The sequence below is a fragment of the Variovorax sp. GW822-FHT04A09 genome (assembly GCF_058801005.1).
In genome coordinates, this window is sequence record NZ_JBXAMV010000004.1 from 113,346 (window position 1) to 136,250 (window position 22,905).

Sequence of the window (22,905 nt, forward strand, 5' to 3'; positions counted from 1 at the left end):
TGTCCTGCACGCCGCGCACACCGAGGAGGACCGCGTAGGCGGCGAGAAAGAGGGCAATGATCAGCATGGTGCTTCTCCTTTTTTATCGCACGGTAGTGCGAAATTAAGGCAAACGAAGAGGCGGTGGCCGTCGTCTGCGGGTGCGCCTCAGGCGCGGTAGCTGGAAAGAAGGCGCTGCCAGGTCTGGCCCGCGCGCTCGGCCGCATGCCCGTCGCGCAGGAAGCGCGCGTCGTGCAGCTGGTTCATCATGATTCCGTTGATCTCGCTCACGAGCTGGGCCGGATCGGTGTCGGCCTGGAGCTCGCCGGTCTCGACCGCCTGCAACACCGTGCGGCGCAGCGCGGCACGCCAGCGCGTGATCTCGTCGAACAGCAGGTCGCGCAGCTCGCCTTCGCGGTCATCGAACTCGAAGGCGCCGGCCACGTAGAGGCAGCCGTTCTGCGCTTCGACGTCGCGCGTGCGGGCGATCCAGCGCGCGACGATGTCGTTCAGGCGGGGCAGGCCCTTGGGCTTCTGCATGGCGGGCACGAACACCTCGGCCAGGAAGCCGCGGCCGTACTCCTCGATGACGGCCTTCTGCAGCGCCTCGCGCGACCCCACGCGCGAGAACACGCCGCTCTTGGACAGCCCCAGCCGGCTCGCCACGGCCTGCAGCGAGATCGCCTCCAGCCCTTCGGCCAGCGCGAGATGCATCGCCGCGCCGACGATGGCGGCACGGGTGAGTTCGCTTTTCTGGGTCTTGGCGTCCATGTGGCGAACTTTAGCACAGTCGTGCGAAATATCAACTTCCCCACGCAGAGGGGCCTCATAGATGTTTTGCTCATGTGGAACCAACAAACGCATCGTTCCCCGCATAAGCACTTCTGCCGAGAATCGCCGGTCGGCCCCGACCCGGGGTCCGGACCTCTTTTCACCTCCTGCGCGCCCGATGAACTTTCAACAACTGCGCTCGGTACGCGAGGCCGTTCGTTGCGGCTTCAACCTGACCGAGGTCGCCCACACCCTTCACACCTCGCAGCCCGGCGTGAGCCGGCAGATCCGCGAACTTGAGGAAGAACTCGGCATCGAGCTCTTCGTGCGGGCCGGCAAGCGGCTCACGGGCCTCACCGAGCCCGGCGGCCACGTGCTGCCGATCATCGAGCGCATGCTGATGGAAAGCAGCAACCTCAAGCACGCGGGCCAGGAGTTCGTGGCGCAGCAAAGCGGCCTGCTCTCGGTGGCGGCCACGCACTCGCAGGCGCGCTATGCGATGCCGGTGGCGGTGCAGGAATTCCGCGCGCAGTTCCCGAACGTGAAACTGCACCTGCACCAGGGCTCGCCCAAGCAGATCGCGCAGATGCTGCTCGACGGCGAGGCCGACGTGGGCATTGCCACCGAGGCGCTGGGCGACTACCCGCAGCTGGTCGCCCTGCCCTGCTACCGCTGGACGCACTCGGTGATCGTGCCGCCAGGGCACCCGCTGCTCGACGCGCCGCTCACGCTGGAGGCGCTCACGCAGCACCCGCTGATCACCTACGACACGGGCTTCACGGGCCGCTCGCGCATCGACGAGGCCTTTGAACAGCGCGGCCTGCAGCCCAACATCGTGCTGGCCGCGATGGACGCCGACGTCATCAAGACGTATGTGCAGCTGGGCCTGGGCGTGGGCATCGTCGCCGGCGTGGCCTACGAGGCCGAGCGCGACACGCAGCTGCGCGCGCTCGATGCGGGGCGACTGTTCGGCATCAACCTCACCAAGCTCGCGGTGCGGCGCGGCACCTACCTGCGCAAATATGTCTACGCGTTCATCGAGTCGTTTGCGCCGACATTGACGCGCGCGATTGTCGAGAAGGCCTTGGGCGACGAGGTCAAGGTGTCTCACTACGAGATTTAGCTCAAGCGCAACGAAATCGACACTTCCGGCTCCAGGGTTGAAAAGAATGCGCGCAGCTTCACACAAGCGGCGTACATTCGGGTTAATTCCTTGGCTTCCGGAACGGATCAGCAATGGCATCGACTTCGCAGCAGCAGCAGCAACTACAGGCCACCCGGGCCGCCCAAAAGGCGGCCGATGCAGCGGAGAAGCGCGAACGCCTGAAACGTGCCCTGCCCGCCACGGTCGAGCTGCTGCAAAGCCGCCAGGCCGATCGCATCGACGATCGCGACATCGACGCCTACGTCGATCTCAACTGGCTCGAATGGCATGGCGGCGGTTTGCGCCTCACCATCACCGGGCGCAACGTGTGCGCCCAGTCGGCCGCCACCGCGGTGGCCTGACAAGCCCCTCTCCCAGTTCCCCAAAGAAAAACCGCCACAGTCTCCTGTGGCGGTTTTTGCATGTGCGCGGTGCGAGCGCAGTGCGAAGGCTTACTGACCCGCGATGATCTGCGCGATGAGGCCGGTGGCAATGGCTGCGAGCACGTAGTCGCCACCCACGCCCACCCACTGGTAGCCGCGCGGCGGCTGCTGCAGGCGGTAGGCGCGCCAGTCGTTCACCACGTAGTTGCGGCCCCGGTACTCGGTCGGCACGCGGCCACCGCGGCGCCACTCGGTGTGCGGCTGCGGGAAGCCCCGGCGGTCGAACTGGCGGCCGTCGCGGAAGTCCTGGTCGCCGCGGTAGCCGGCGTGAGGGCCGCGATGCCCGCGATGGTCGTCGCGCTGGTCATAACGACCGCCGCCAGGACGGTGGTCATCGCGCTGCTCGTAGCGGCCGCCGCCCGGGCGGTGGTCGTCGCCCCGGCGATCTTGCGCCAGCGCGCTGCCTGCCGCCAGGGACATTGCGAGCGCCGCAACGGCGGCAGTGGTCAGGCGCTTGGTACGGAAGATCATCTGGAACTCCTTTTGTGTGTCTGTGATGACGCCTCCATTCTGGGCAGCGCATGTGTCTGCTTCGGGTGCGTCAGGTCACCGTCAGATGAAATCCGGTAAGCGCAGGTATCTCCACGGCGTGTTGTCCTGCACGCGCGTGACGGACTTCACGCGGGCGCATAGCGGTTCACCACCATGCCGCAGTCGTAGGCCCTCGATCCGAGCAGGCGCAGCGCGTGGCCATGGCGCGTGTCGTGGAACACCGAGCGGCCCGCGCCGACGGCCGTGGGGTTCACGAAGAACTGGAACTCGTCGACCAGCCCTGCCGATGTGAGCGACGACGCAAAGCCGACACCTCCGATGGTCAAGATGTCTTTGCCCGGCTCGCGCTTGAGCGCATTCACCTCGTCGGCCATGGCGCCGCGTGCGATGTCGGTGCGCTCCCAGCGCGAGGCCTGCAGTTTGTTCGTGAGCACCACCTTGCGTGCGTCAATGACCCGCTGGGCAAAGGCGTAGTCGGGGTTCGCAGGAAAGCGCGTCGCGGCGCGGCCCCAGTGCTCGAGGTAGCCCTCCTCGATGATCTTGCGGCTCAGCAGGATCGTGTCGACGCCCGCGAACGCGGCGTTGAAGTCGCGCCTGAGCGCCGCATCCCAGCGCCACCGGTCGCCCCAGCCCCACAGCTGCCAGTCGATGTCGCCGTTGGCCGGCGACACGAACCCGTCGACCGACATCTGCATTTGCACGATGAGCTTTCGCATCGGCGTCTCCTTGAGGTCGCTTGCGCAAACCGATCTAGAAATGCAAGCAGTTTCAGTATTCTCAAACCGATGCGAAAATGCAAGCAGTTTCTTGAACCCGCGGAATCCCGATGGCCATCCAGCAGAAGTCCCTGTGCCCGATCAACCTCGCGCTCGAAGTCGTCGGCGACCGCTGGAGCCTGCTGATCGTTCGCGACCTGATGTTTGCGGACAAGCGGCACTTCCGCGAGTTCCTGCAGTCCGAGGAAGGCATCTCCTCGAACATCCTCACGGAGCGGCTGAACACGCTGGTCGAACACGGCGTGCTCAGCAAGACCGACGACCCCACGCACAAGCAGAAGGCGCTCTACAGCCTCACGCCCGTGGGCATCGACCTGCTGCCGGTGATCACGCAGCTCGGCATCTGGGGGCGCAAGCACCGGCCGGTGACGGCCGAGAGCGGCGCGCCCGCGGCCGCGCTGGAAAAGGGCGGGCCGGCGCTGCAGAAGAAGATGCGCGCCGCGCTGCGCAAGGCACACCTGGGCGGCAGGTAAGGCGTTACCCGCCCACCGTGCTGTTCGCCGCGTCGGCGCGCACGCGGCCCTGCGCCTCCAGCGCGTCCACCGGCGGCAGGTCGAGTTCGATCCACGCGCCGTGCGCGCGTGCGAGGTCGAAGGTGCCGGTCGATTGCGGCCGGTCGGTGTGCAGCACCAGCGCATAGGGGCCCTCGCCGCGCACGGCGAGGCGCTGTGCGAGCGCGTCGCCGCCCAGCTCCGCCGCCGGGGCACGGTCGCGCGGCGACGACAGCACGAGCACGCTGCTGCCCAGGGCGATCACGGCCACGCGCACCTGGCTGGCAGGCACGGCCACGGGTTCGCCGATGTGCGTGCTCGTGTCGTCGGAGACCGTGCCCAGCAAGGCGCGGTAGCGCGCCAGCGTGGCGTCGAGGTCACGCACGGCGATGGCCAGGCTGGCCACGCCGAGCACGCCGTTGGGATGCACGCGCGCGGCGCCCTCGGGCACGCGCAGGGCGCGCCGCGTGAGGTCGCCGCACAGGAACGGCAGGTCGGCCGACGGGGCGCGCGCGGTCTGCCAGCGCAGGTGTTCGCCGTCGGGGCGCACGCGCCCGCCGTCGAGCGGGCCTTCGAGCACGAGGCCGCGCGCTTTCGCGTCGGCCACGGTGACGGCCGTGTCGCGCGGCAACAGCGCGAAGTCGACGATGCCTTCGCCGTGCCGCTGCAGCAGTTGCCACCAGCGCTCGGCGGGCGCGGGTTCGCGCCACGCGATGAGTTCGAAGTAGCTGCCGTCGCTGAACACGACGAGCGCGTTGTGCGTGCTGCGGCCCGGATGGTCGCCGCCGCGCAGCACGTGGAAGCCGAGCGCGGCGTAGTCGGCGATGGCGCGTTCGAGGTCGTGCACGGCGATCACGACGTGGTCGAGGGTCAGGGGCATGGTGAAGGTCTTCCTCGCGGCAAAGGGGTCGTCGTCAGGAGGCGGTGCGGGCGGCGCCCTCGCCGCCCAGGTAGGCGTCGCGGATGCGCGCGTCGGCCAGCAGCGCGCGCGCCGGGCCCGAGAGCACGATGCGGCCCGTCTGCAGCACGTAGCCGTGGTGCGCGATCTGCAGCGCGAGGCTGGCGTTCTGCTCGACCATGAAGACCGAGACGCCCTGCGCGTTGATGCGCGCGATGAGCTCGAGCACCTTGTCGACGTACAGCGGCGACAGGCCCATGGTGGGCTCGTCCATGCACAGCAGCTGCGGCCGGCCCATGAGCGCGCGCGCCATGGCCACCATCTGCTGCTCGCCGCCCGAGAGCGTGCCGGCCAGGAAGCCCAGGCGCTGCGCCACGCGCGGGAACAGCTCGAGCATGCGTTCCAGGTCGTCGGCCACGGCCGCGCGGTCGCGGCGCGCATAGGCGCCCATGAGCAGGTTCTCGCGCACGGTCATCGCGGGGAACAGGCGGCGTGCCTCGGGCACCGAGCCGATGCCCTTGCGGATGATCTGCGGCGTGCTCAGGTCGAGCGTCGATTCGCCGTTGAAGCGGACCTCGCCCGAGCGCGGCTTGAGCAGGCCGAGCACGATCTTCATCGTGGTCGACTTGCCGCTGGCGTTGCCGCCGAGCAGGCTGACGATCTGGCCCTTGCGCACCTCGATGTCGAGATCGAAGTGCGCCTGCACGGGGCCGTAGAAGCTGTTGACCTTCTGGAGCTGCAGCAGGGGCGCAACCGCACTCGCCGGCGCCTGCGTGACGGCGCGTTCAGGCAGATCGTCGTTTCTCCCCTCTCCCCAGAGGGACGAAGGCGACAGGCCGGTGCGGGCAACGGTGGCGATCATGCGGGCACCGCTTCTTCCTGCGCTTCGCCGACCTGCCGATGGCCGAGGTAGGCCTCGATCACCGCGGGGTCGTTACGCACCGCGTCCGGCAGGCCTTCGGCGATCTTGCGGCCGTCGTCGAGCACGGCCACGCGGTCGGACAGCTGCATCACGAGGTCGAGCTTGTGCTCGATCAGCAGGATGGTCTGGCGGCGCGCCTTGAGGCCGCGAATGATCTCCAGCATCTCGGCCGTCTCGCTCTCGTTCATGCCGGCCGTGGGCTCGTCGAGCAGCAGCAGGCGCGGCCGCAGCGCGAGGGCACGCGCGATCTCCACGCGGCGGCGGTTGGCATACGAGAGGCTGTAGGCCGGATGGTCGGTGCGCGGCGTGAGGCGTTCGCCGAAGAGCGCGATGATCTCGCGCGCCTCGTCGCGCAGCGCTTCTTCCTCGCGCCGCACCGCCCCTGGCTGCACCAGCGCAAGCGCCAGCTCGGCCAGCGCCCCGAGGCCCGGCACGCCGCCCACGCGCGGTTTCACGGCGCGCAGCCGCGTGTGCGCGCCGACCAGCACGTTGTCGAGCACCGAGAGGTTCGCGAACACGCGCCCGTGCTGAAAGGTGCGCGCCAGGCCGCGCTGTGCGAGCTGCTGCGCGGGCAGGCCGGTGATGTCTTGGCCGTCGAAGCGCACCTGCCCGGCATCGGGCTTGTCGAGGCCGGTGACGAGGTTGAACAGCGTGGTCTTGCCCGCGCCGTTCGGGCCGATCACGCTCAGCAGTTCGCCCTCGCCCACCTGCAGGTCGACGGCGTTGACGGCCGTGAGCCCGCCGAAGCGGCGCACGAGGCCGCGGACCTCAAGCAGCGACGGCATCGGCGACCTTCGCCTTCGAGTTCACGAGCTTCACCTCGGCGCGAATGGCCTGCGGGTTGCGCAGCAGATTGAGGATGGGGCAGTTGCGCTCCACCGCCTCGAACAGCGCATCGATCTCCTCGCGGCTCGCGGGCGAATCGATGTGCACGGTGTAGCCGATCTCGTGCGGCCAGATCGGCGTCTGCTCGTGGCCCGGCTTGCCGCCGCGCGGATCGATGACGCCGGTCACCTCGACCTCGAGGCTTTCGAGCGGCACCTGCCGTTCGGCCGCCTGGATCAGGAAGATGTGCGTCACGCAGGTGCCGAGCACGCCCAGCTGCAGCTCGGGCGAACTCGGGCCGAGGTTGTAGCCCGCGAAGTCGGGCGGGCTGTCGCTGATGACCTGGTGCTCGCGGATGCGCAGGCGGCGCACACCGCTGCGGCCTTCGGCGCGCACGCTGGCCTTGAGCTGCGAGGGCTGTGCGGTGCCGGCCGCGACCGCGGCGTTGCGCGCCAGCACGGCGGCGCGTTTCTCGGCGAGGTAGTCGTTGAGGTGGCTCATGGTGTTTGGTGGTTCTTTCAGACGGTGCCGAGCAGGCCTTGGGGACGGAAGCGGATCAGGAGCAGGAGCGCGACGCCGTAGATCAGCATCCGGTACTCGGCCGTCACGCGGAACAGCTCGGGCAGGCTCACGAGCGCGACCGCACCCAGCAGTGCGCCGCTGATGTTCCCGAGCCCGCCGAGGATCACCATCGTGAGCGCGAGGATCGAGATCTGCGAGCCGAAGGTCTCGTGGTTGATGTACGAGTACATGTGCGCGGTGAAGGCGCCGCTCACGCCCGCCGCGAAGCCGCCGAAGCCGAAGGCCAGCGCCTTGTAGCGGTCGGGGCTCACGCCGTAGGCGCGCGCGGCGACCTCGTCTTCGCGCACGGCGCGGAAGGTGCGGCCCAAGTGCGAGCGCAAGAGGCGCCACTGCAGGAGGGCCAGCAGCACCAGCGCACCGAACGAGGCCCAGTAGATCGCCTCGTTCGACGACGCATCGCGCCCGAACAGCGACAGCGGCGGAATGCCCGAGACGCCGATGGGCCCGCGCGTGAGGCTTTCCCAGTTGAGGATGGTGAGCGCCACGATCTCGCCGATGCCCAGCGTGGCGATCGACACGTAGTGCCCGCGCAGCCGGAAGGCCGGGAAGATCAGCGCCGTGCCGATCAGCGAGGTGAGCACGCCCGCGGCCACGATGCCCGTGCCCACGGGCAGGTGCAGGTCGAGCACCAGCAGCGACGAGGCGTACGCGCCGATGGCCAGCAGCCCCGCGTGGCCCAGCGAGATCTGGCCGATGGTGCCGGCCACCAGCGTGAGGCTCAGTGCGAGCGCACCGTAGAGCCACGCGTTGGTGAGCGTCTGCAGCACATAGGGCGACGGATCGAACAGCGGCAACAGCACGGCCGCGGCGAACAGCGCGAGCAACACGCGCGGCGGCACGCGCCACGGCTTGCTCGGTGCGATGAAGGTGCCGGTGAGCGGCTCGGGCGGCAGCACACGCTTGCGGCCGAACAAGCCATTGGGCTTCCACACCAGAATGACCAGCAGCAACGCAAAGGCAAAGAGGTTGCGGTACGGCGTGCCGAGAATCGCCACGCCGTAGCTTTCGATGAGACCCAGCAGCAGGCTGCCGACGATGGCGCCCGGCACGTTGCCCACGCCGCCGACCACCGTGGCCACCACGCCCTTGAGCGTGGCCTGGAAGCTCATCGCCGGGCTGATGTTGTTGTAGTACATGCCCACCAGCAGGCCCGAGAGTCCGCCCAGTGCGGCCGCGATGGCGAACACGGTCTGGTTCACGCGGTTCACGTCCACGCCCATCTGCTGCGCGGCGTCGCGGTCCTGCGCGGTGGCGCGCACGGCCCAGCCCAGCTTCGTGAAACGCAGGAAGCCGAACAGCACGGCCGCGCTCGCGATGCCGATGCCCGCGATCAAGAGGTCGAGCGCGCCGATGGTGCCGGTGCCGATCTGCAGGCGCCAGTCGGGCAGCTGCGTGGGCAGCGCGCGCGGGTCGGGGCTGAACACCAGCTGCACGAGGATGTCGAGCACGAAGCTGATGCCGATGGTGGCCAGGAGCGGCGCGATGCGCGCGGCGCCTTGCAATGGCCGCAGCCCGACGCGCTCGATGAGCATGCCGAGCGCGCCCGAGCCCAGCACCACCAGCACTATGGTGACCGGCAACGGCGTATGCAGGTAGGTGATGCTCGCCCAGCCGATGTACGCGCCCACGGTGTAGACCGAGCCGTGCGCGAAGTTGATGAGGTGCGAGACGCCGAAGATCAGCGCGAGCCCGACCGCCAGCAACGCATAGATGTTGCCGATGATCAGGCCGTTGACCGTGTGGTCGAAGAAGGAGGTGAAGCTCATCTACTTGGCCGATGCCAGCGCCGCCGCCTTCTCGTCGATCTGCGCCCACTTGCCGTCCTTCACCACCAGGTTGACGCTCTTCACGCCGATCACGCGGCGCGTCTGCGCATCGAAGGTGGCCTTGCCGAAGATGACGCTGGGCACGTCCTTGATCTTGTAAAACGCGTCGCGCACGGCCTTGCGGTCGGCCTTGGGGCCCGCCTCGCGCAGCGCGGCGGCGGCGTACACCACGGCGTCGTAGGCATAGGCATTGAAGGCGTCGGGCTCCTTGCTGTACTTGGCACGGAAGCTCTTCACGAAGGCCTGCACTTCGGTGCGCGGCTCCTCGGGGAAGAAGGCGGTGTTGGTGTGGATGCCGTTCACGGCCGCGCCGCCGAGCTCGATGAACTTGGGCGAGTAGACCGAGCCCACGGCGGCGATGGGCTGCTTCAGGCCCACGCTGCGCACCTGGCCCGCGATGAGCGCGCCGTCGGGGTAGTACGAGATGAGCACCACACCGTCGGGGTTGGCGTCGCGCACGCGCACCAGGGTCGAGCGGAAATCTTTCTCGTCGGGCTGGTAGCCCTCGGCAATGGCCAGCTGCGCGCCGCGCTCCTGCGCGGCCTTCACGAGCACGTCCTTGCTGGTGCGGCCCCAGTCGGTGTTCAGGAACAGCACGGCGATGCGCTTGAAGCCCAGCGTCTTCACGGCCAAGTCGGCCAGCAGCGGCTGTGCGTCGGCCTGGCTGATCGACGGGCTCCAGATGTAGTCGCCGCCCTTGGTGAAGTCGGGGTGCGAGTTGGTGAAGCCCAGCTGCACGAGGCCCGCGCGCTGGTAGATGGGCGAGGCGGCCATCGAGGCGGGGCTGGAGAAGTCGCCGAGTTCGATGAGCACGCGCTTGTCGTTCACGAGCTTCTGCGCGATGGCGACGGACTGGCGCGGGTCGCTCTGGCTGTCCTCGAAGTTGTAGGCCAGCGGCCGGCCGTGGATGCCGCCCTGCGCGTTGACGTGCTCCAGCGCGAGGTCGAAGCCGGCCTTCCACTGCGCGCCGTACTGCGCGTTCTGTCCGGTGAGCGGACCGCTCACGCCGAACCACACGGGCTCGCCGCTGGCGGGTGCGGCCCAGGCCGCGAGCGGCGCGGCCAGCAAGGCGGCGGACAGTGCGACCGCATGGCGCAGGAAACGATGGCGGGTGAACAGCGGCGGCATGGGGCGGACCTCGGTGGCAGTGAAGGGATGTGCAGGGCCGCGATTCTTCGCCGCTGTCCCGGCGCCGGGAAGGAACGAAAACGGAGAGGCTTATGCGCTTTCCGAGCAAGCGAAGGGGCAAGCGCCAACGGCCGCACGGCCTCGTTTAAGCTGCGCGCCACATGAAGCGACGCCACCTCCTCCAGATGCTCGCCGGCGTGCCGGCCACCGCCCTGCTGCTCTCCGCGTGCGGCAAACGAAAGGCCTCAGCCAATGCGTTGAAGCCCGATGCCCGCGTGCTGGCGCTGGGCGACAGCCTGACCTTCGGCTACGGCGCATCGCCCGAGACGGCGTGGCCCGCAAAGCTGGGCGAGCTCACGGGCTGGCAGGTCGAGAACGCGGGCGTCAACGGCGACACCTCGGCGGGTGCGCTGGAACGCCTGCCCGCGCTGCTGTCCGCCGGCAGCTACGACGCGATCCTGATCGGCATCGGCGGCAACGACATGCTGCGCGGCGTGTCGCCCGCCAGCACGCGCGAGAACCTTGCGGCATTGATCGAGCAGGCGCGCGCGCACACGTCGCATGTGGCGGTGCTGGCCACGCCGGCGCCCGATGCGATGCGCGCGGTGGTCGGCTCGCTCAGCGATGCGCCGTTCTACGAAGAGGTCGCGAAGTCGGGGCAGGCGTTGCTGGTCGCCGGTGTGTATTCGAGCGTGCTGTCGGACGCGGCCCTGCGCTCGGACCGCATCCATGCGAACGCGAAGGGCTACGCCCAGGTGGCGCAGCAGTTGGCCGAGCAGCTCAAGGCTGCGGGCTGGCGCTGAGGCCTGTGGCGCGGTCGTCGGCGTGCATCGGCGCGCGTGCCGTGGCGCCGCGCACTGGCAGGCTCTCGAGCACGCCGAACAGCAGCTCCATCGCGGTGAAGCCGAGGATGATCAGGCTGGCGCCCTGCGTCACGGCGTAGACCTGCCAGGTCGCGAACAGGAAGCGCGCCACGGCGTCGTAGCGGCCATAGCGCAGGCGCGGATCGCGGATGCGCAGCACGGCCCAGACGGTGACCACGGAGCCGAGCAGGTTGGCCATCAGCATGTGCACGGGGTCGAAGGCCGGAAAACTGCCTGGCAGCTGCAGCGTCTGGATGGTCCACAGCAGCAGGGTGTGCACTGCGGCGAAGGTCCACGGGGTGGCGAAGCCGATGGTCACGACGAGGTCGTACCAGGCGCTGGCGCGGACGATGCGTTGGTAGGTGGGAAGCGCGATCATGAAGAAGAGCCCTGCAGGAGTGAAGAAGCCCCGGAAGCTAAAGCCTCGGGTACGCTCCAGGGTCAAGCACATTCTTCGGCGAAGGAACCACGACCATGCAGATCGGCCAGCTGGCTTCGGCGACGGGCTTGAGCCGCGACACGCTGCGTTTCTACGAAGAGCGCGGCCTGATCCGCGCGCAACGCGGCAGCAACGGCTACCGGGTCTATGCGAAGGAAACCGTGCAGATGGTGGGCTACATCCGCACCGCGCAGAAGCTCGGCTTCAGCCTCCACGAGATCGGCGACAACCTGCCCGCGGTATGGGAGTCGGCGGCGCCCGACGATGCCATCGCGGCGCTGCTGGCCGACAAGGTCGCGGTCATCGACCAGAAGATCGCCGAGCTGAATGCGCTGCGGCAAGACCTGCTGGCGCGCGTACCCGCCGGCTGTCCGATGGCTCAGGCGGCCTGCGCGCGCAACAGGTCGACGTAGGCGCCCTGCACCAGCTGGTCTTCAGCGACGCCGAGCCGGGCCATGAGTGCATGGGCTTCGGCCACGCCGGCGTCGGCGGGCTCGCCATCTTGCAGCACCACTTCGAGTTCGAGAAATTCACCGAGGCCTTCGACGCGGTCGAGGTGCACGCGCGTGCGGCCCACGAGGAACAGACGGCGCTGCTTGCGCACGCGGCCAGCCTGGCCCCAGGCGAGCGTGAGCGATTCGCGCAGCGCGTCGGGCGTGGTGGTGGGCGTGATCAGGTAGAACGATTCCTTCGGGCCGGTGCTGTCGGCGCGGCGGTAGAAGATGAGTTCGGCGCGGTCGGGCGCGAAGGTGCGCAGCTTGAGGCGGTCGGCGCTGTGCTCGCAGCGGAAGAAGGTGTCGTCTTGCGCGATCTCGATGGGGCCCTGGTCGGCGAGCGTTGCGACGATTTTTGCGATGCGGTCCACACTGTCGATGCGGGCCTTGATCTCTATGTTTCTTGCCATGTCTGTGGACTTTCCTTTCGGTGGGTTCGGGGCGCGTGCACAGGCCACCGGGTACTTCCCTCCGCGAATGTCCCCCGGCCTTCGGCCTCCTCCTTGATTTCGCTGCGGGAAGCACCCAGTGTCCTGCGCACGATGGGCGCGGTCGTTGTGTGGCCGATCAACGGCTGCACTGCCCAACGCTCACACCGACGGGGTGCCTTGCGCAGCGAAATTAAGGGGGAGCCCGAAGGGCGGAGGACATTCGCGGAGCAAGGTACCCCGTCGGCGTGAGCGTCGCCCTGAACAGCAGCGCTGAATCAGGGCGCGTTGCCCTGCGGTCCCACAGGCGGCGGTGCCGCACGCCCACTCGACCCCGGTGCCAGCTTGCGTCCGAAGGCCTCGCCCACGTTGCGCACGGGCCGGCTGGCTTTTTCCGACACGTTGCTCACACCGCGCCGCGTGGCGGCATCGGCGCGGTTGACGCCGCGGCCGGCGGCGTTGGTGCCGCGTTGCACGCTGCCCACCACCTTGCCGCTGCGCGAGGGCGACTTGATCGTGTGGGCGCGTTCGGCCTGGGGCGGGTTGTCGGCGCTCTGCGCCTGCGCGGTGACGGGCAGCCAGAGCGCGGCGGCGATGGCGGCGAGCGATGCGGTGGTGATGTGAAGCTTCTTCATGGCGTCGTCCCCTGGGAGTGGTCTTCGGATTCGGCGGCGGCCGCGCGGGCCATGCGTTCGCTCTTCCAGTACACGTCGTCGCCGCCGTTCATGCGGTTGAGCACGCGTGCGAGCACGAAGAGCAGATCGCTGAGCCGGTTGAGGTACTGGCGCGGCGCGTCGTTGAGTTCGGTGGTGGCGCCCAGCGACACCACGGCGCGCTCGGCACGCCGCGCCACGGTGCGGCACACGTGCGCGAGCGAGGCGGCGCGCGTGCCGGCGGGCAGGATGAATTCGGCCAGGCGCGGCAAGGCTGCGTTGTGGTCGGCCAGTGCGTTGTCGATCTGCAGCAGCGCCTCGGGCTTGAGCAGCGTGAAACCGGGCATCGAGAGTTCGCCGCCAAGGTTAAAGAGCTGGTGCTGCACATCGACCAGCAGCTCGCGCACGGGCTCTGGCAGCGGTTCGCACAGCAGCACGCCGATGTGCGAGTTGAGTTCGTCCACGTCGCCCATCGCGTGCACGCGCAGGTGGTCCTTGGGCACGCGGGTGTTGTCGCCCAGGCCGGTGGTGCCGTCGTCGCCGGTGCGGGTGGCGATCTGGGAAAGTCGGTTGCCCATGGGCGCTCCTCGGTTCAGGTCGAAAGGCCGGCGGCGTCGATCTTGCCGGCCAGCCATTGCAGTCCGGCCAGATGCTGATGGTCGTGGCTGCACAGGTAATGGATGAGGCTGCGCATCGTGAGCGGGCCGTAGCCCTCGAACACGGCCGTGCGCGCGAGCTGCGCGTCGCTCAGCTGCGAGATGATTTCCATCGTCTGCACGCGCGCCAGGCGAAATTCGGCGAGCACGGTGGCAGGGTCGGCCGCGCCGTAGTGGCGCTCGATGGCCAGCGGCTCGCTGTCGATCGATGCGAGCGTCGGATGGGTTTCGGCCAGCGTGCGGCGAAAGCGCACGTGGTAGCCCTCGATCTCGATGTCGCGCACATGGCACAGCTGCTCGATGGCGGTGAAGGCCTCGCTGGGCACGCCCTCCCACGAAGGCGGCGCCCAATGCCGGAAGGCTTTGGGAATGGCCGCGTAGTGGGCTTCGAGCTGCGAGGGAAAGGCCGCGAGGGCTGCAAGGGTCGTGGGGTTCATGTCTTTTACCGAAGCGCATTATGGTGCGCGCTCCGTAAAATGACCGATCCCCCTCAGCCCCTCCAGGAGACGCCCGATGAACGCCCCGACTTCCACCTCGCACCTGATGCCGGCGCTTCATCTGCGCGATGTCCCCGCGGCCCTGATCGACGGGCTGAAGGCGCGCTTCGGCGACAACTGTTCCACGGCGATGGCGGTGCGCACGCAGCACGGGCGCGACGAGTCGTCGTTCGACGCGCCGCCGCCCGCGGCCGTGGTGTTCGCCGAAAGCACGCAGGATGTTGCCGATGCCGTGAAGCTCGCCAGCGAGCACAGCGTGCCGGTCATTCCCTTCGGCGTGGGCTCTTCACTCGAAGGCCACCTGCTCGCGGTGCAAGGCGGCATCAGCATCGACGTGTCGCGCATGAACCAGGTGCTGTCGATCAACGCCGACGACCTCACGGTGACGGTGCAACCCGGCGTCACGCGCAAGCAGCTCAACGAAGAGATCAAGAGCACGGGCCTGTTCTTCCCCATCGACCCGGGCGCCGACGCCTCCATCGGCGGCATGACGGCCACGCGCGCCAGCGGCACGAACGCGGTGCGCTACGGCACGATGCGCGAGAACGTGCTGGCGCTCGAGGTGGTCACGGCCAGCGGCGACATCATCCGCACCGGCACGCGCGCCAAGAAGTCGTCGGCCGGCTACGACCTCACGCGCCTCATGGTGGGCAGCGAAGGCACGCTGGGCGTCGTCACCGAAGTCACGCTGCGCATCTACCCGCTGCCCGAGGCGGTGTCGGCGGCGATCTGCTCGTTCCCGAGCATCGAGGCTGCGGTGCGCACCACCATCGAGACCATCCAGCTCGGCGTGCCGATCGCGCGCGTGGAGCTCATCGACGTGAACACGGTGCGCATGGTCAACGCCTACGCCAAGTTGAACCTGCGCGAAGAGCCGATGCTGCTGATGGAATTCCACGGCTCGCCCGCGGGTGTGAAGGAGCAGGCCGAGACGGTGCAGGAGCTCGCGAGCGGCCACGGCGGCAACGCCTTTGAATGGGCCAGCACGCCGGAAGAACGCACGCGCCTGTGGACCGCGCGGCACAACAGCTACTTCGCCGCGGTCCAGTCACGCCCGGGCTGCCGCGTGATCTCGACCGACACCTGCGTGCCGATCTCGCGCCTGGCCGACTGCCTGCTCGACTCGGTGGCCGAAGCCGATGCCAGCGGCATCCCCTACTTCCTCGTCGGCCACGTGGGCGACGGCAACTTCCACTTCGGCTATCTGCTCGATCCGAACATCCCCGAAGAGCGCGTGAAGGCCGAAGAACTGAACCACGCGCTGGTGAGCCGCGCGCTGGCGCTCGAAGGCACCTGCACGGGCGAGCACGGCGTGGGCCTGCACAAGATGGACTTCCTGGTGACCGAAGCCGGCGTGGGCGCGATCGACATGATGCGCACGATCAAGCGCGCGCTCGATCCGAAGAACATCATGAACCCGGGCAAGATCTTCAGCCTCTGATCCCTCGCGATCACGCATCAATGAAAAAGCCCGGCGGCTCGCAAGAGCGCCGGGCTTTTTCGTGGCCCGAAGGCCCGCGTCCTGTTCTTACCTGCGGCGACGTGCCGGTGCCGGCTCCGGCGGCACGTAGGTCTGCGAAGGCGCAGCGCCCCCATCGACACCCAAACGGCCACCACCGCCCAGGCCCTGGCCGCGCACCGTCTGCGCCTTGTAGTTGCGCAGCGAACGAACCATCTGGTTGAAGGCGTCCATGAAGGCTGCGGCAATCACTTTGCCTTGTGCCGTGTTGGTGTAGCCGCCAAGGCCACCGGCGCCGCTGCGACCGGCCAGGCCGCCGAAGGCGCCGAAGTCGGTCTTGGAAGCACTGCCCTCGGCTGCTGCGACCTGCACGCCCGAGCGGTTGTCGATGAGCGTCAGCAGCGCGCTGGCTTCCTTGGTCTGCAGGCTGCCGCCGACGGCTGCGATGGCGCGGCCACGGCCGCCGCCCACAAGGCCGCCGAGCGCGCCGCCGATGCCGCCGGCATCGCTGTTGCTGAACACGATCTCGGGCGACAGGCCGTAGTCGGACGCCACCATCTGGCCGCGGCCGAAGTTGCTGCCGCCGCGCATCTCGCCCGACTGCTGCAGCGCACGTTCACGCGTCATCGCGTTCATGCCGGCCGCGCCGCGCTCGACCACGATGAAGCAGTTTGACTGCTGGACCAGCAAACGCAACAGATTTGCAGTAGGCGGCAGGCGGTACTCGCCCGTGAGGATGGTGTACCAACCGGCGTTGACGTTCTCGACCAGCGAGACGGTGCCCAGCGGCGATTCGCAGCGCTCGAGCTGGCTGCTCTCGCCCGAGGTGGCACCGCCGGCGGCGCTGCCGGTGGCCATGGTCTTGGCCGACTGGCTGCCCATCTGCATGTCGGTGGTGGCGCAGCCCGTGAGCAGCAGCGCGCCGACGGCGACTGCGGCGAGCGGGAACTTGGTGGCGAAGAACGGCATGGTCGACTCCCTCGTTTCGATGGTGGTGGTCTTGCAGGGCTGAAAGAAAAACCGCGATCGAGGATACGCGCAAAGGATTGCAGGAATCAATCAAACGAACGCTGGGGTCCGTCTTCGCAACCCGGACCGAACTAGGCCGTTCGGCGGATGCGCTCGATGAGCCCGTTGAGTGCTTCGATGGAGCCGAAGTGGATCGCCAGCTCGCCGCTTTCGCCGCGCTTCGTGCGCTTCTTGATGCGCACCTCGACCTCGGCCGTCAGCAGGTCGGCCAGCTCTTCTTCCACGCGCTGCAGGTCGCGCGACTTCTCGCCGGCATTGCCGCGCCGCGAGGGCGTGAGCGTGAACTCGGCCGCGAGCTTCTTCACCAGCGCCTCGGCCTCGCGCACCGACATCTTCTTGGCGGCGATCTGGTTGGCGGCGGTGATCTGCGTGCCGCGGTCGAGCGACAGCAGCGCGCGCGCATGGCCCATGTCGATGTCGCCGGCCATCAGCATCAGTTGGGCGGGCTCGGCCAGGTTCAGCAGGCGCAGCAGGTTGCTGGCGGCGCTGCGCGACCGACCGACAGCCTGGGCCGCCATTTCGTGAGTGAGCCCAAACTCGGTCACCAGGCGTTGCAGGCCTTGGGCCTCTTCCAGCGGGTTGAGGTCTTCGCGCTGGATGTTCTCGATGAGCGACATGGCCGCCGCGGCCTCGTTGGGCACGTCGCGCACCAGCACCGGCACGGTGTCCAGGCCGGCGAGCCGGGCGGCACGGAAGCGCCGCTCGCCCGCGATGATTTCGTACTCGGCATTCTTGGCCGCAGCCGATTCGGCATCGAGCCGGCGCACCAGGATCGGCTGCATGATGCCCTGCACCTTGATGCTCTCGGCCAGCTCGTACAGCGCGCCCTCGTCCATGCGGGTGCGCGGCTGGTAGACGCCGGCCACCATCTGGTCGAGCTTCAGGGTGTTGGGGTTCTGCGGGGCGCCGCCCTCTTCCGTGGCGCGGTCGCCGCCATTGCCGAGCGGATCGGCGGAGGGTGCGGCCGTCGGGCCGAGCAGCGCTTCGAGGCCGCGGCCCAGGCCCTTGGGTTTCTTGGTCGCCATCAGTGCGTGTCTTTCGAGAGGTCGTTCAGGAGTTTCCGGCCTTCGGGCCAGTCGCCCAGGCCGGATTCGGCGTTCAGGTGGCCGCCGGTGCCGGCATCGATGAAGCGTGCGCCCCAGTCGCGGGCCAGCTGCTTGGAGCGCAAGGCTTCGCAGTACGGGTCGTCGTTGGCGGCGATGAGCACGGCCGGAAACGGCAGCGGCTGGCGCACGATGGGCGCCCAGCCGGGAATCAGTTGGCGCAGATCGTCGCGCTCCAGGTCGCCGGGCGCCACCAGCAGCGCGCCGCGCACCTTGTGCGTGTTGCGCGAATGGGCCGCCCAGGCGGCGGTGAGGATGCAACCGAGGCTGTGCGCGGCCAGCACCACTTGGCCCGGCGCGGCCAGCACTTCTTCTTCGAGGCGGATCGACCAGTCGCCGCGCAGCGGGCGCATCCACTCGTGCTGGTCGACGCGGCGGTCGCCGTAGAGCGACTCCCAGCGGGTCTGCCAATGGCCGGGGCCGCTGTTCTGCCATCCGGGCAGCAGCAGGATGCGGGGTTCACTCATGGCTGGTTGCTACGAACTTGATAGCGCCTGCCGCCCATCGGGCGAGCATCAGACGGGGTTTTGGTCGGTATCGGCGACGGAAGCAGAAGGCGCTGCGGCCAGCACATCGTCGGGAATCGGCAAGTCGGGCACCACGCGCGGTGCGGGCGTGACCGGCGGTGCCACCGCACCCGAGGCGAAAGCGCTCGCGGGCGGCATCTTGGCGACCAGCTCTTCGGCGAAGGCGATGAAGGCCTGGCTGCCGCGGGCGGACGGGTCGAACACCACGCCCGGCAGGCCGTAGCTCGGCGCTTCGGCCAGGCGCACATTGCGCGGGATCACGGTGTCGAACACCTTGTCGCCGAAGTGGGACTTGAGCTGCTCGCTCACCTGCTGCTGCAGCGTGATGCGCGGATCGAACATCACGCGCAGCAGGCCGATGATCTGCAGGTTCTTGTTGAGGTTGGCGTGCACCTGCTTGATGGTGTTGACCAGGTCCGTGAGCCCTTCGAGCGCGAAGTACTCGCACTGCATCGGCACGATCACACCGTGGGCCGCGCACAGGCCGTTGAGCGTCAGCAGGCTCAGGCTGGGCGGGCAGTCGATCAGCACGAAGTCGTACTCGGCACCGACCGCGGCCAGCGCGGTGCGCAGGCGTTTTTCGCGGCGGTCGAGCGCCACCATTTCGACTTCGGCGCCGGCCAGCTCACGGTTGGCGCCCAGCACGTCGTAGCTGGCTTCGGCCTCGACAAGCTTGTCGGACTTCACCCGCGCCTCTGCCACCGAGGCCGATTCGAGCAGCACGTCGTACACCGTGAGCTCCAGCTGGCGCTTGTCGATGCCCGAACCCATGGTGGCGTTGCCCTGGGGGTCGAGGTCGATCATCAGCACCCGCTGGCCCACCTTGGCCAGGCCGGCGGCGAGATTGACGGTGGTGGTGGTCTTGCCGACGCCGCCCTTCTGGTTGGCGATGCAGAAAATCTTGGCCATGTGTCGTCAGTGCGGGTCGTCGGGGTCGGTCAGCGCGAGATCGCGAGCTTGATGCCGAAGGCAATCAGGAAGGTGCCGGCCAGCTTTTCGAGCGTGGCCGAGATGCGGGGATTGGCGCGGATGCGCTCGGCCAGGAAGTGCGTGAGCAGCGTCGAGGTCAGGCCGTACAGGAAGGTCAGCGCGGCGATGGTCACGGCCATGGCGCCGAAAGTGATGAGGCCCTGGTGGCGCGCCGGATCGACGAACAGCGGGAAGAAGGCCATGTAGAACACGATCGCCTTGGGGTTCAGCAAGGTGATCGTCAGCGCCTGGCGCAGGAAATGGCTCGGACGGATGTTCAAAATCGGCGCCGCGCCGGGCTTGGCCAGGAGCATCTTGAGGCCGAGCCACGCCAGGTAGGCGGCGCCCAGCCACTGCACCGCCTTGAAGGCCGCCGGGTAAGCGGCCAGCACGGCCGACACACCCGCCACCGCTGCCCACATCAGGACCTGGTCTCCCAGGATCACGCCGAAGGTCGCTGCCAGGCCGCCACGAATGCCGCCTTTGCTGGTCGAAGTGATCAGCGCCAGATTGCCCGGGCCGGGAATCAGAAGGAACAGGACGATGGCGGCGACGAATGCGCCGTAGTCAGCGATGCCGAACATGGGATGTGCCTCGAAAAAGAGAGCCAGGGGGAGGCTTCGAGTCTAAGGCAGGCCAGCGCCGGGAAGATTGCTCCGGCACCGGCTTTTGCCGGCACCGTCGCATCTTTTACGAAATCAGGCGGCCTCTTTGCGCGCCCAGACGATGCAGCGCTCGGCGTCCAGGCCCGGCACCGTCAGTTGTTCCACGTGAAACACTGCGACGCCGGCCGGCAAGGCGGCCAGTTCGTCGGTCGGCATCTTGCCCTTCATGGCCAGCCAGACGCCGCCCGGTGCCAGCAGATGCACCGAGCCGTTGAAGAAATCGGGCAACGACGCGAAGGCGCGCGAGCTGATCACCTCGTAGCTGCCGGCCAGCGATTCAACCCGTGCATGCAGGCCGCGCAGGTTCGGCAGCTCCAGTTCGGCCGCCACCTGTTGCACGAAGGCCGCCTTCTTGGCGACGGCGTCGAGGCAGCTGACCTCGATGTCGGGCCGCATGATGGCGATCACCACGCCCGGCAGACCGCCGCCGGAGCCAACGTCGAGCAGCCTGCCCTTCCCTGCCCACTCGCGCTGCAGCGGTGCGACGGCCGCGAGGCTGTCGAGCAGGTGGTGCGTCATGACGCCGGCCGGGTCGCGCACGGCCGTCAGGTTGTAGACCTTGTTCCACTTGAGCATCAGCGTGCCGTAGGCCAGCAGCTGTTCGCCCTGCGTGTCGGACAGGGCCACGCCCAGGGCGGCTGCGCCTGCGCGCAGCGTGTCGAGGGGCGTCGCGCTCATGGTGCGGTGTGCGGCTCGGTGGCAGCAGCTTCGGTGGTTTCTGTGGTCGTGGCGGTATCGGCGGCGTCGCGGGCGAAGGCCTTGTGCCCGCCCTTGCGCAGGTGAATCATCAGCAGCGAGATCGCGGCGGGCGTGACGCCCGAGATGCGCGATGCCAGCCCCAGCGTTTCAGGCCGGTGCTTGTCCAGCTTCTGGCGCACCTCGAAGCTCAGGGCCTTGACCTGGCCGTAGTCGAAGTCGGCCGGCAGCTTCAGGTTCTCGAAGTGGGCGGCGCGCTCCACTTCGTCGTGCTGGCGCTCGATGTAGCCGGAGTACTTGGCCGAGATCTCGATCTGCTCGATCTCGGATTCGCCCAAGGCCGTGCTGGCGGCGTACTTGCCACCGTCCAGCGACATCAGGGTTTCGTAGTTCACGTCGGGCCGGCGCAGCAGGTCGGCCAGGTTGTATTCGTGCTCGATGGCCTTGCCCAGCACCCGGGCCGACTCGGTCGCCGGCAGGTTGCGCGGGTTCACCCAGATCGACTTGAGCCGCTCTGTTTCACGTGAAACAGCGTCGCGCTTGCGGCTGAAAGCGTCCCAGCGCGCGTCGTCCACGAGGCCCAGCTTGCGCCCTGCTTCGGTCAGGCGCATGTCGGCGTTGTCCTCGCGCAGCTGCAGCCGGAACTCGGCGCGGCTGGTGAACATGCGGTACGGCTCGGTCACGCCCTTGGTGATCAGGTCGTCGACCAGCACGCCCAGGTAGGCCTCGTCGCGGCGCGGCAGCCAGGCGTCTTCGCCGCGGCATTGCAGCGCGGCGTTGATGCCGGCGAACAGGCCTTGGGCCGCTGCCTCTTCGTAGCCGGTGGTGCCATTGATCTGTCCAGCAAAGAACAGGCCGCGAATCGCACGGGTCTCGAAGCTGCTCTTGAGCTCGCGCGGATCGAAGTAGTCGTACTCGATGGCGTAGCCCGGGCGCAGGATGTGGGCGTTTTCCAGGCCCGGCATCGAGCGCACCAGCTGGTACTGGATGTCGAACGGCAGGCTGGTCGAGATCCCGTTCGGGTAGTACTCGTTGGTCGTCAGGCCTTCGGGCTCGAGAAAGATCTGGTGGCTGTCCTTGTCGGCGAAGCGGTTGATCTTGTCTTCGACGCTCGGGCAGTAGCGCGGACCGACACCGTCGATCTTGCCGGTGAACATCGGGCTGCGGTCGAAGCCCGAGCGGATGATGTCGTGCGTGCGCTGGTTGGTGTGCGTCACCCAGCACGGCATCTGCTGCGGGTGCATCTCGACCTTGCCCATGAAGCTGAACACCGGCATCGGCCCTGCCCCACCGGGCATGCCGTCGCCGGGTTGTTCGGTGCACTTCGAGAAGTCGATGCTGCGGCCGTCCAGGCGCGGCGGTGTGCCGGTCTTGAGGCGACCTTGTGGCAGCTTCAGTTCCTTCAGGCGCGCCGACAGGCTGATCGCCGGCGGGTCGCCCGCGCGGCCGGCCTGGTAGTTGTCGAGGCCGACGTGGATGCGGCCGTCGAGGAACGTGCCCGCGGTCAGCACCACGGTGCGCGCGCGGAAAGAAATGCCCACCTGCGTGACGGCGCCGACCACGCGATCGCCTTCGATCATCAGGTCGTCGACGGCTTGCTGGAACAGGCTCAAGTTCGGCTGGTTCTCCAGGCGGTGGCGGATCGCGGCCTTGTACAGCACGCGGTCGGCCTGCGCCCGCGTGGCGCGCACGGCCGGGCCCTTACTCGAGTTGAGGATGCGGAACTGGATGCCCGCCTCGTCCGTGGCAATGGCCATCGCGCCGCCGAGCGCGTCGACCTCCTTCACGAGGTGGCCCTTGCCGATGCCGCCGATCGACGGGTTGCAGCTCATCTGCCCCAGCGTCTCGATGTTGTGGGAGAGCAGCAGCGTCTTGGCGCCCATGCGTGCGGAAGCGAGCGCGGCTTCGGTGCCGGCATGGCCACCGCCGACGACGATCACATCGAATTCTTCGGGGTACAGCATTGGAAAAAGGAGCGCACCACAGGACGCGTGCGCGGCGCAAAAAAGGGCACTAATTTTAAGCGGCGATGCCCTGCCGCAACCCCTGTGTGGACAAGCTAGGGGGCCACGCCAAAATCGGTCCAGAGCCTCGCCGTCATTGCGCAGGATGCTATATATTTAATAGCAAACAACCCGCATCGGGCGGTC

27 protein-coding genes are annotated in these 22,905 nt (G+C 68.2%); 6 read left to right on the forward strand and 21 right to left on the reverse strand.

Features of this window, described 5'->3' with window-relative positions:
* Positions 1–147 precede the first annotated feature (147 nt).
* Positions 148–750 carry a TetR/AcrR family transcriptional regulator gene (locus tag AC1RLW_RS20610; RefSeq protein ID WP_062473724.1) on the reverse strand — a complete coding sequence of 201 codons (603 nt, stop codon included), beginning with the start codon at positions 748–750 and terminating at the stop codon, positions 148–150.
* 178 nt (positions 751–928) lie between these two features.
* Between AC1RLW_RS20610 and AC1RLW_RS20615 the strand changes: the two genes are divergently transcribed.
* Both AC1RLW_RS20615 and AC1RLW_RS20620 read left to right on the forward strand, forming a co-directional pair.
* Positions 929–1,873 carry a CysB family HTH-type transcriptional regulator gene (locus tag AC1RLW_RS20615; RefSeq protein WP_062473726.1) on the forward strand — a complete coding sequence of 315 codons (945 nt, stop codon included), beginning with the start codon at positions 929–931 and terminating at the stop codon, positions 1,871–1,873.
* Positions 1,874–1,986: 113 nt separating this feature from the next.
* On the forward strand, positions 1,987–2,256 hold the full coding sequence (locus AC1RLW_RS20620; RefSeq protein WP_070061423.1) for a hypothetical protein: 270 nt from the start codon (positions 1,987–1,989) through the stop codon (positions 2,254–2,256).
* Between the two features lie 90 nt (positions 2,257–2,346).
* Here the strand turns inward: AC1RLW_RS20620 and AC1RLW_RS20625 are convergent, their stop codons facing one another.
* Together AC1RLW_RS20625 and AC1RLW_RS20630 are read right to left on the reverse strand one after the other, a co-directional pair.
* Positions 2,347–2,808: an RcnB family protein gene (locus AC1RLW_RS20625; protein ID WP_159274262.1), complete on the reverse strand. Its 462-nt coding sequence runs from the start codon at positions 2,806–2,808 to the stop codon at positions 2,347–2,349.
* Positions 2,809–2,954: 146 nt separating this feature from the next.
* Positions 2,955–3,545 (reverse strand): dihydrofolate reductase family protein, encoded by a 591-nt coding sequence (locus AC1RLW_RS20630; protein WP_493194813.1) that lies wholly within the window; start codon positions 3,543–3,545, stop codon positions 2,955–2,957.
* A gap of 110 nt (positions 3,546–3,655) precedes the next feature.
* Here AC1RLW_RS20630 and AC1RLW_RS20635 point away from each other — a divergent pair, with 110 nt between their 5' ends.
* Positions 3,656–4,078, forward strand: a complete 423-nt coding sequence (locus tag AC1RLW_RS20635) for a winged helix-turn-helix transcriptional regulator (protein WP_062473733.1) — start codon at positions 3,656–3,658, stop codon at positions 4,076–4,078.
* A gap of 4 nt (positions 4,079–4,082) precedes the next feature.
* On the opposite strand, the gene AC1RLW_RS20640 is transcribed toward AC1RLW_RS20635, so the two are convergent.
* The 6 genes from AC1RLW_RS20640 to AC1RLW_RS20665 are packed head-to-tail and all read right to left on the reverse strand — an operon-like array spanning position 4,083 to position 10,277.
* Complete coding sequence (locus AC1RLW_RS20640) at positions 4,083–4,976, reverse strand: VOC family protein (protein WP_070061427.1); 894 nt, start codon at positions 4,974–4,976, stop codon at positions 4,083–4,085.
* Between the two features lie 34 nt (positions 4,977–5,010).
* Entirely contained in the window at positions 5,011–5,856 is an 846-nt protein-coding gene (locus AC1RLW_RS20645) for an ABC transporter ATP-binding protein (RefSeq protein WP_493194815.1), read from the reverse strand.
* On the reverse strand, positions 5,853–6,701 hold the full coding sequence (locus AC1RLW_RS20650; RefSeq protein WP_493194817.1) for an ABC transporter ATP-binding protein: 849 nt from the start codon (positions 6,699–6,701) through the stop codon (positions 5,853–5,855). Before AC1RLW_RS20650 ends, AC1RLW_RS20645 begins: the two co-directional genes overlap by 4 nt.
* On the reverse strand, positions 6,685–7,242 hold the full coding sequence (locus tag AC1RLW_RS20655) for an OsmC family protein (protein ID WP_070061429.1): 558 nt from the start codon (positions 7,240–7,242) through the stop codon (positions 6,685–6,687). Before AC1RLW_RS20655 ends, AC1RLW_RS20650 begins: the two co-directional genes overlap by 17 nt.
* A 17-nt stretch (positions 7,243–7,259) precedes the next feature.
* Complete coding sequence (locus tag AC1RLW_RS20660) at positions 7,260–9,089, reverse strand: ABC transporter permease (RefSeq protein WP_493194818.1); 1,830 nt, start codon at positions 9,087–9,089, stop codon at positions 7,260–7,262.
* Complete coding sequence (locus tag AC1RLW_RS20665) at positions 9,090–10,277, reverse strand: ABC transporter substrate-binding protein (RefSeq protein WP_493194820.1); 1,188 nt, start codon at positions 10,275–10,277, stop codon at positions 9,090–9,092. It abuts the gene before it with no gap.
* 161 nt (positions 10,278–10,438) lie between these two features.
* Between AC1RLW_RS20665 and AC1RLW_RS20670 the strand changes: the two genes are divergently transcribed.
* Positions 10,439–11,080, forward strand: a complete 642-nt coding sequence (locus AC1RLW_RS20670) for a GDSL-type esterase/lipase family protein (RefSeq protein ID WP_493194822.1) — start codon at positions 10,439–10,441, stop codon at positions 11,078–11,080.
* Here AC1RLW_RS20670 and AC1RLW_RS20675 read toward each other — a convergent pair.
* Positions 11,058–11,519, reverse strand: coding sequence for a hypothetical protein (locus AC1RLW_RS20675; RefSeq protein ID WP_493194824.1), 462 nt, complete (start codon positions 11,517–11,519; stop codon positions 11,058–11,060). The two genes, AC1RLW_RS20670 and AC1RLW_RS20675, sit on opposite strands and share 23 nt — an antisense overlap.
* A gap of 95 nt (positions 11,520–11,614) precedes the next feature.
* Here AC1RLW_RS20675 and AC1RLW_RS20680 point away from each other — a divergent pair, with 95 nt between their 5' ends.
* Positions 11,615–11,992 (forward strand): MerR family transcriptional regulator, encoded by a 378-nt coding sequence (locus tag AC1RLW_RS20680; RefSeq protein ID WP_095743046.1) that lies wholly within the window; start codon positions 11,615–11,617, stop codon positions 11,990–11,992.
* On the opposite strand, the gene AC1RLW_RS20685 is transcribed toward AC1RLW_RS20680, so the two are convergent.
* From AC1RLW_RS20685 to AC1RLW_RS20700, 4 genes are all read right to left on the reverse strand, one after another.
* Complete coding sequence (locus AC1RLW_RS20685) at positions 11,959–12,483, reverse strand: class IV adenylate cyclase (RefSeq protein WP_493194825.1); 525 nt, start codon at positions 12,481–12,483, stop codon at positions 11,959–11,961. The two genes, AC1RLW_RS20680 and AC1RLW_RS20685, sit on opposite strands and share 34 nt — an antisense overlap.
* 296 nt (positions 12,484–12,779) lie before the next feature.
* Positions 12,780–13,136, reverse strand: coding sequence for a hypothetical protein (locus AC1RLW_RS20690; protein WP_070061436.1), 357 nt, complete (start codon positions 13,134–13,136; stop codon positions 12,780–12,782).
* Positions 13,133–13,732, reverse strand: coding sequence for a cob(I)yrinic acid a,c-diamide adenosyltransferase (locus AC1RLW_RS20695; protein WP_062473752.1), 600 nt, complete (start codon positions 13,730–13,732; stop codon positions 13,133–13,135). The genes AC1RLW_RS20690 and AC1RLW_RS20695 overlap by 4 nt, the downstream gene beginning before the upstream one ends.
* A gap of 14 nt (positions 13,733–13,746) precedes the next feature.
* Entirely contained in the window at positions 13,747–14,247 is a 501-nt protein-coding gene (locus AC1RLW_RS20700; protein WP_369645754.1) for a DinB family protein, read from the reverse strand.
* A gap of 76 nt (positions 14,248–14,323) precedes the next feature.
* On the opposite strand from AC1RLW_RS20700, the gene AC1RLW_RS20705 reads away from it, so the two are divergent.
* The gene (locus AC1RLW_RS20705; protein WP_070061438.1) at positions 14,324–15,748 is read left to right on the forward strand and encodes an FAD-binding oxidoreductase; all 1,425 of its coding nucleotides are present in this window, start codon (positions 14,324–14,326) and stop codon (positions 15,746–15,748) included.
* An 87-nt stretch (positions 15,749–15,835) separates the two neighbouring features.
* On the opposite strand, the gene AC1RLW_RS20710 is transcribed toward AC1RLW_RS20705, so the two are convergent.
* From AC1RLW_RS20710 to mnmG, 7 genes are all read right to left on the reverse strand, one after another.
* Positions 15,836–16,735, reverse strand: a complete 900-nt coding sequence (locus tag AC1RLW_RS20710; protein WP_070061439.1) for a CsgG/HfaB family protein — start codon at positions 16,733–16,735, stop codon at positions 15,836–15,838.
* Positions 16,736–16,866: 131 nt separating this feature from the next.
* Positions 16,867–17,820 (reverse strand): ParB/RepB/Spo0J family partition protein, encoded by a 954-nt coding sequence (locus tag AC1RLW_RS20715; protein WP_062473760.1) that lies wholly within the window; start codon positions 17,818–17,820, stop codon positions 16,867–16,869.
* The gene (locus AC1RLW_RS20720) at positions 17,820–18,365 is read right to left on the reverse strand and encodes an RBBP9/YdeN family alpha/beta hydrolase (protein ID WP_493194828.1); all 546 of its coding nucleotides are present in this window, start codon (positions 18,363–18,365) and stop codon (positions 17,820–17,822) included. The genes AC1RLW_RS20715 and AC1RLW_RS20720 overlap by 1 nt, the downstream gene beginning before the upstream one ends.
* Before the next feature lie 48 nt (positions 18,366–18,413).
* Positions 18,414–19,334: a ParA family protein gene (locus tag AC1RLW_RS20725; RefSeq protein ID WP_493194830.1), complete on the reverse strand. Its 921-nt coding sequence runs from the start codon at positions 19,332–19,334 to the stop codon at positions 18,414–18,416.
* A 29-nt stretch (positions 19,335–19,363) separates the two neighbouring features.
* On the reverse strand, positions 19,364–19,978 hold the full coding sequence (locus AC1RLW_RS20730) for a LysE family transporter (RefSeq protein ID WP_099794289.1): 615 nt from the start codon (positions 19,976–19,978) through the stop codon (positions 19,364–19,366).
* A gap of 114 nt (positions 19,979–20,092) precedes the next feature.
* A complete protein-coding gene (gene rsmG, locus AC1RLW_RS20735) occupies positions 20,093–20,737 on the reverse strand; it encodes a 16S rRNA (guanine(527)-N(7))-methyltransferase RsmG (RefSeq protein ID WP_390347593.1) in 645 nt (214 codons plus the stop codon).
* Entirely contained in the window at positions 20,734–22,719 is a 1,986-nt protein-coding gene (gene mnmG, locus AC1RLW_RS20740; RefSeq protein WP_493194831.1) for a tRNA uridine-5-carboxymethylaminomethyl(34) synthesis enzyme MnmG, read from the reverse strand. The genes rsmG and mnmG overlap by 4 nt, the downstream gene beginning before the upstream one ends.
* Positions 22,720–22,905: the final 186 nt, after the last annotated feature.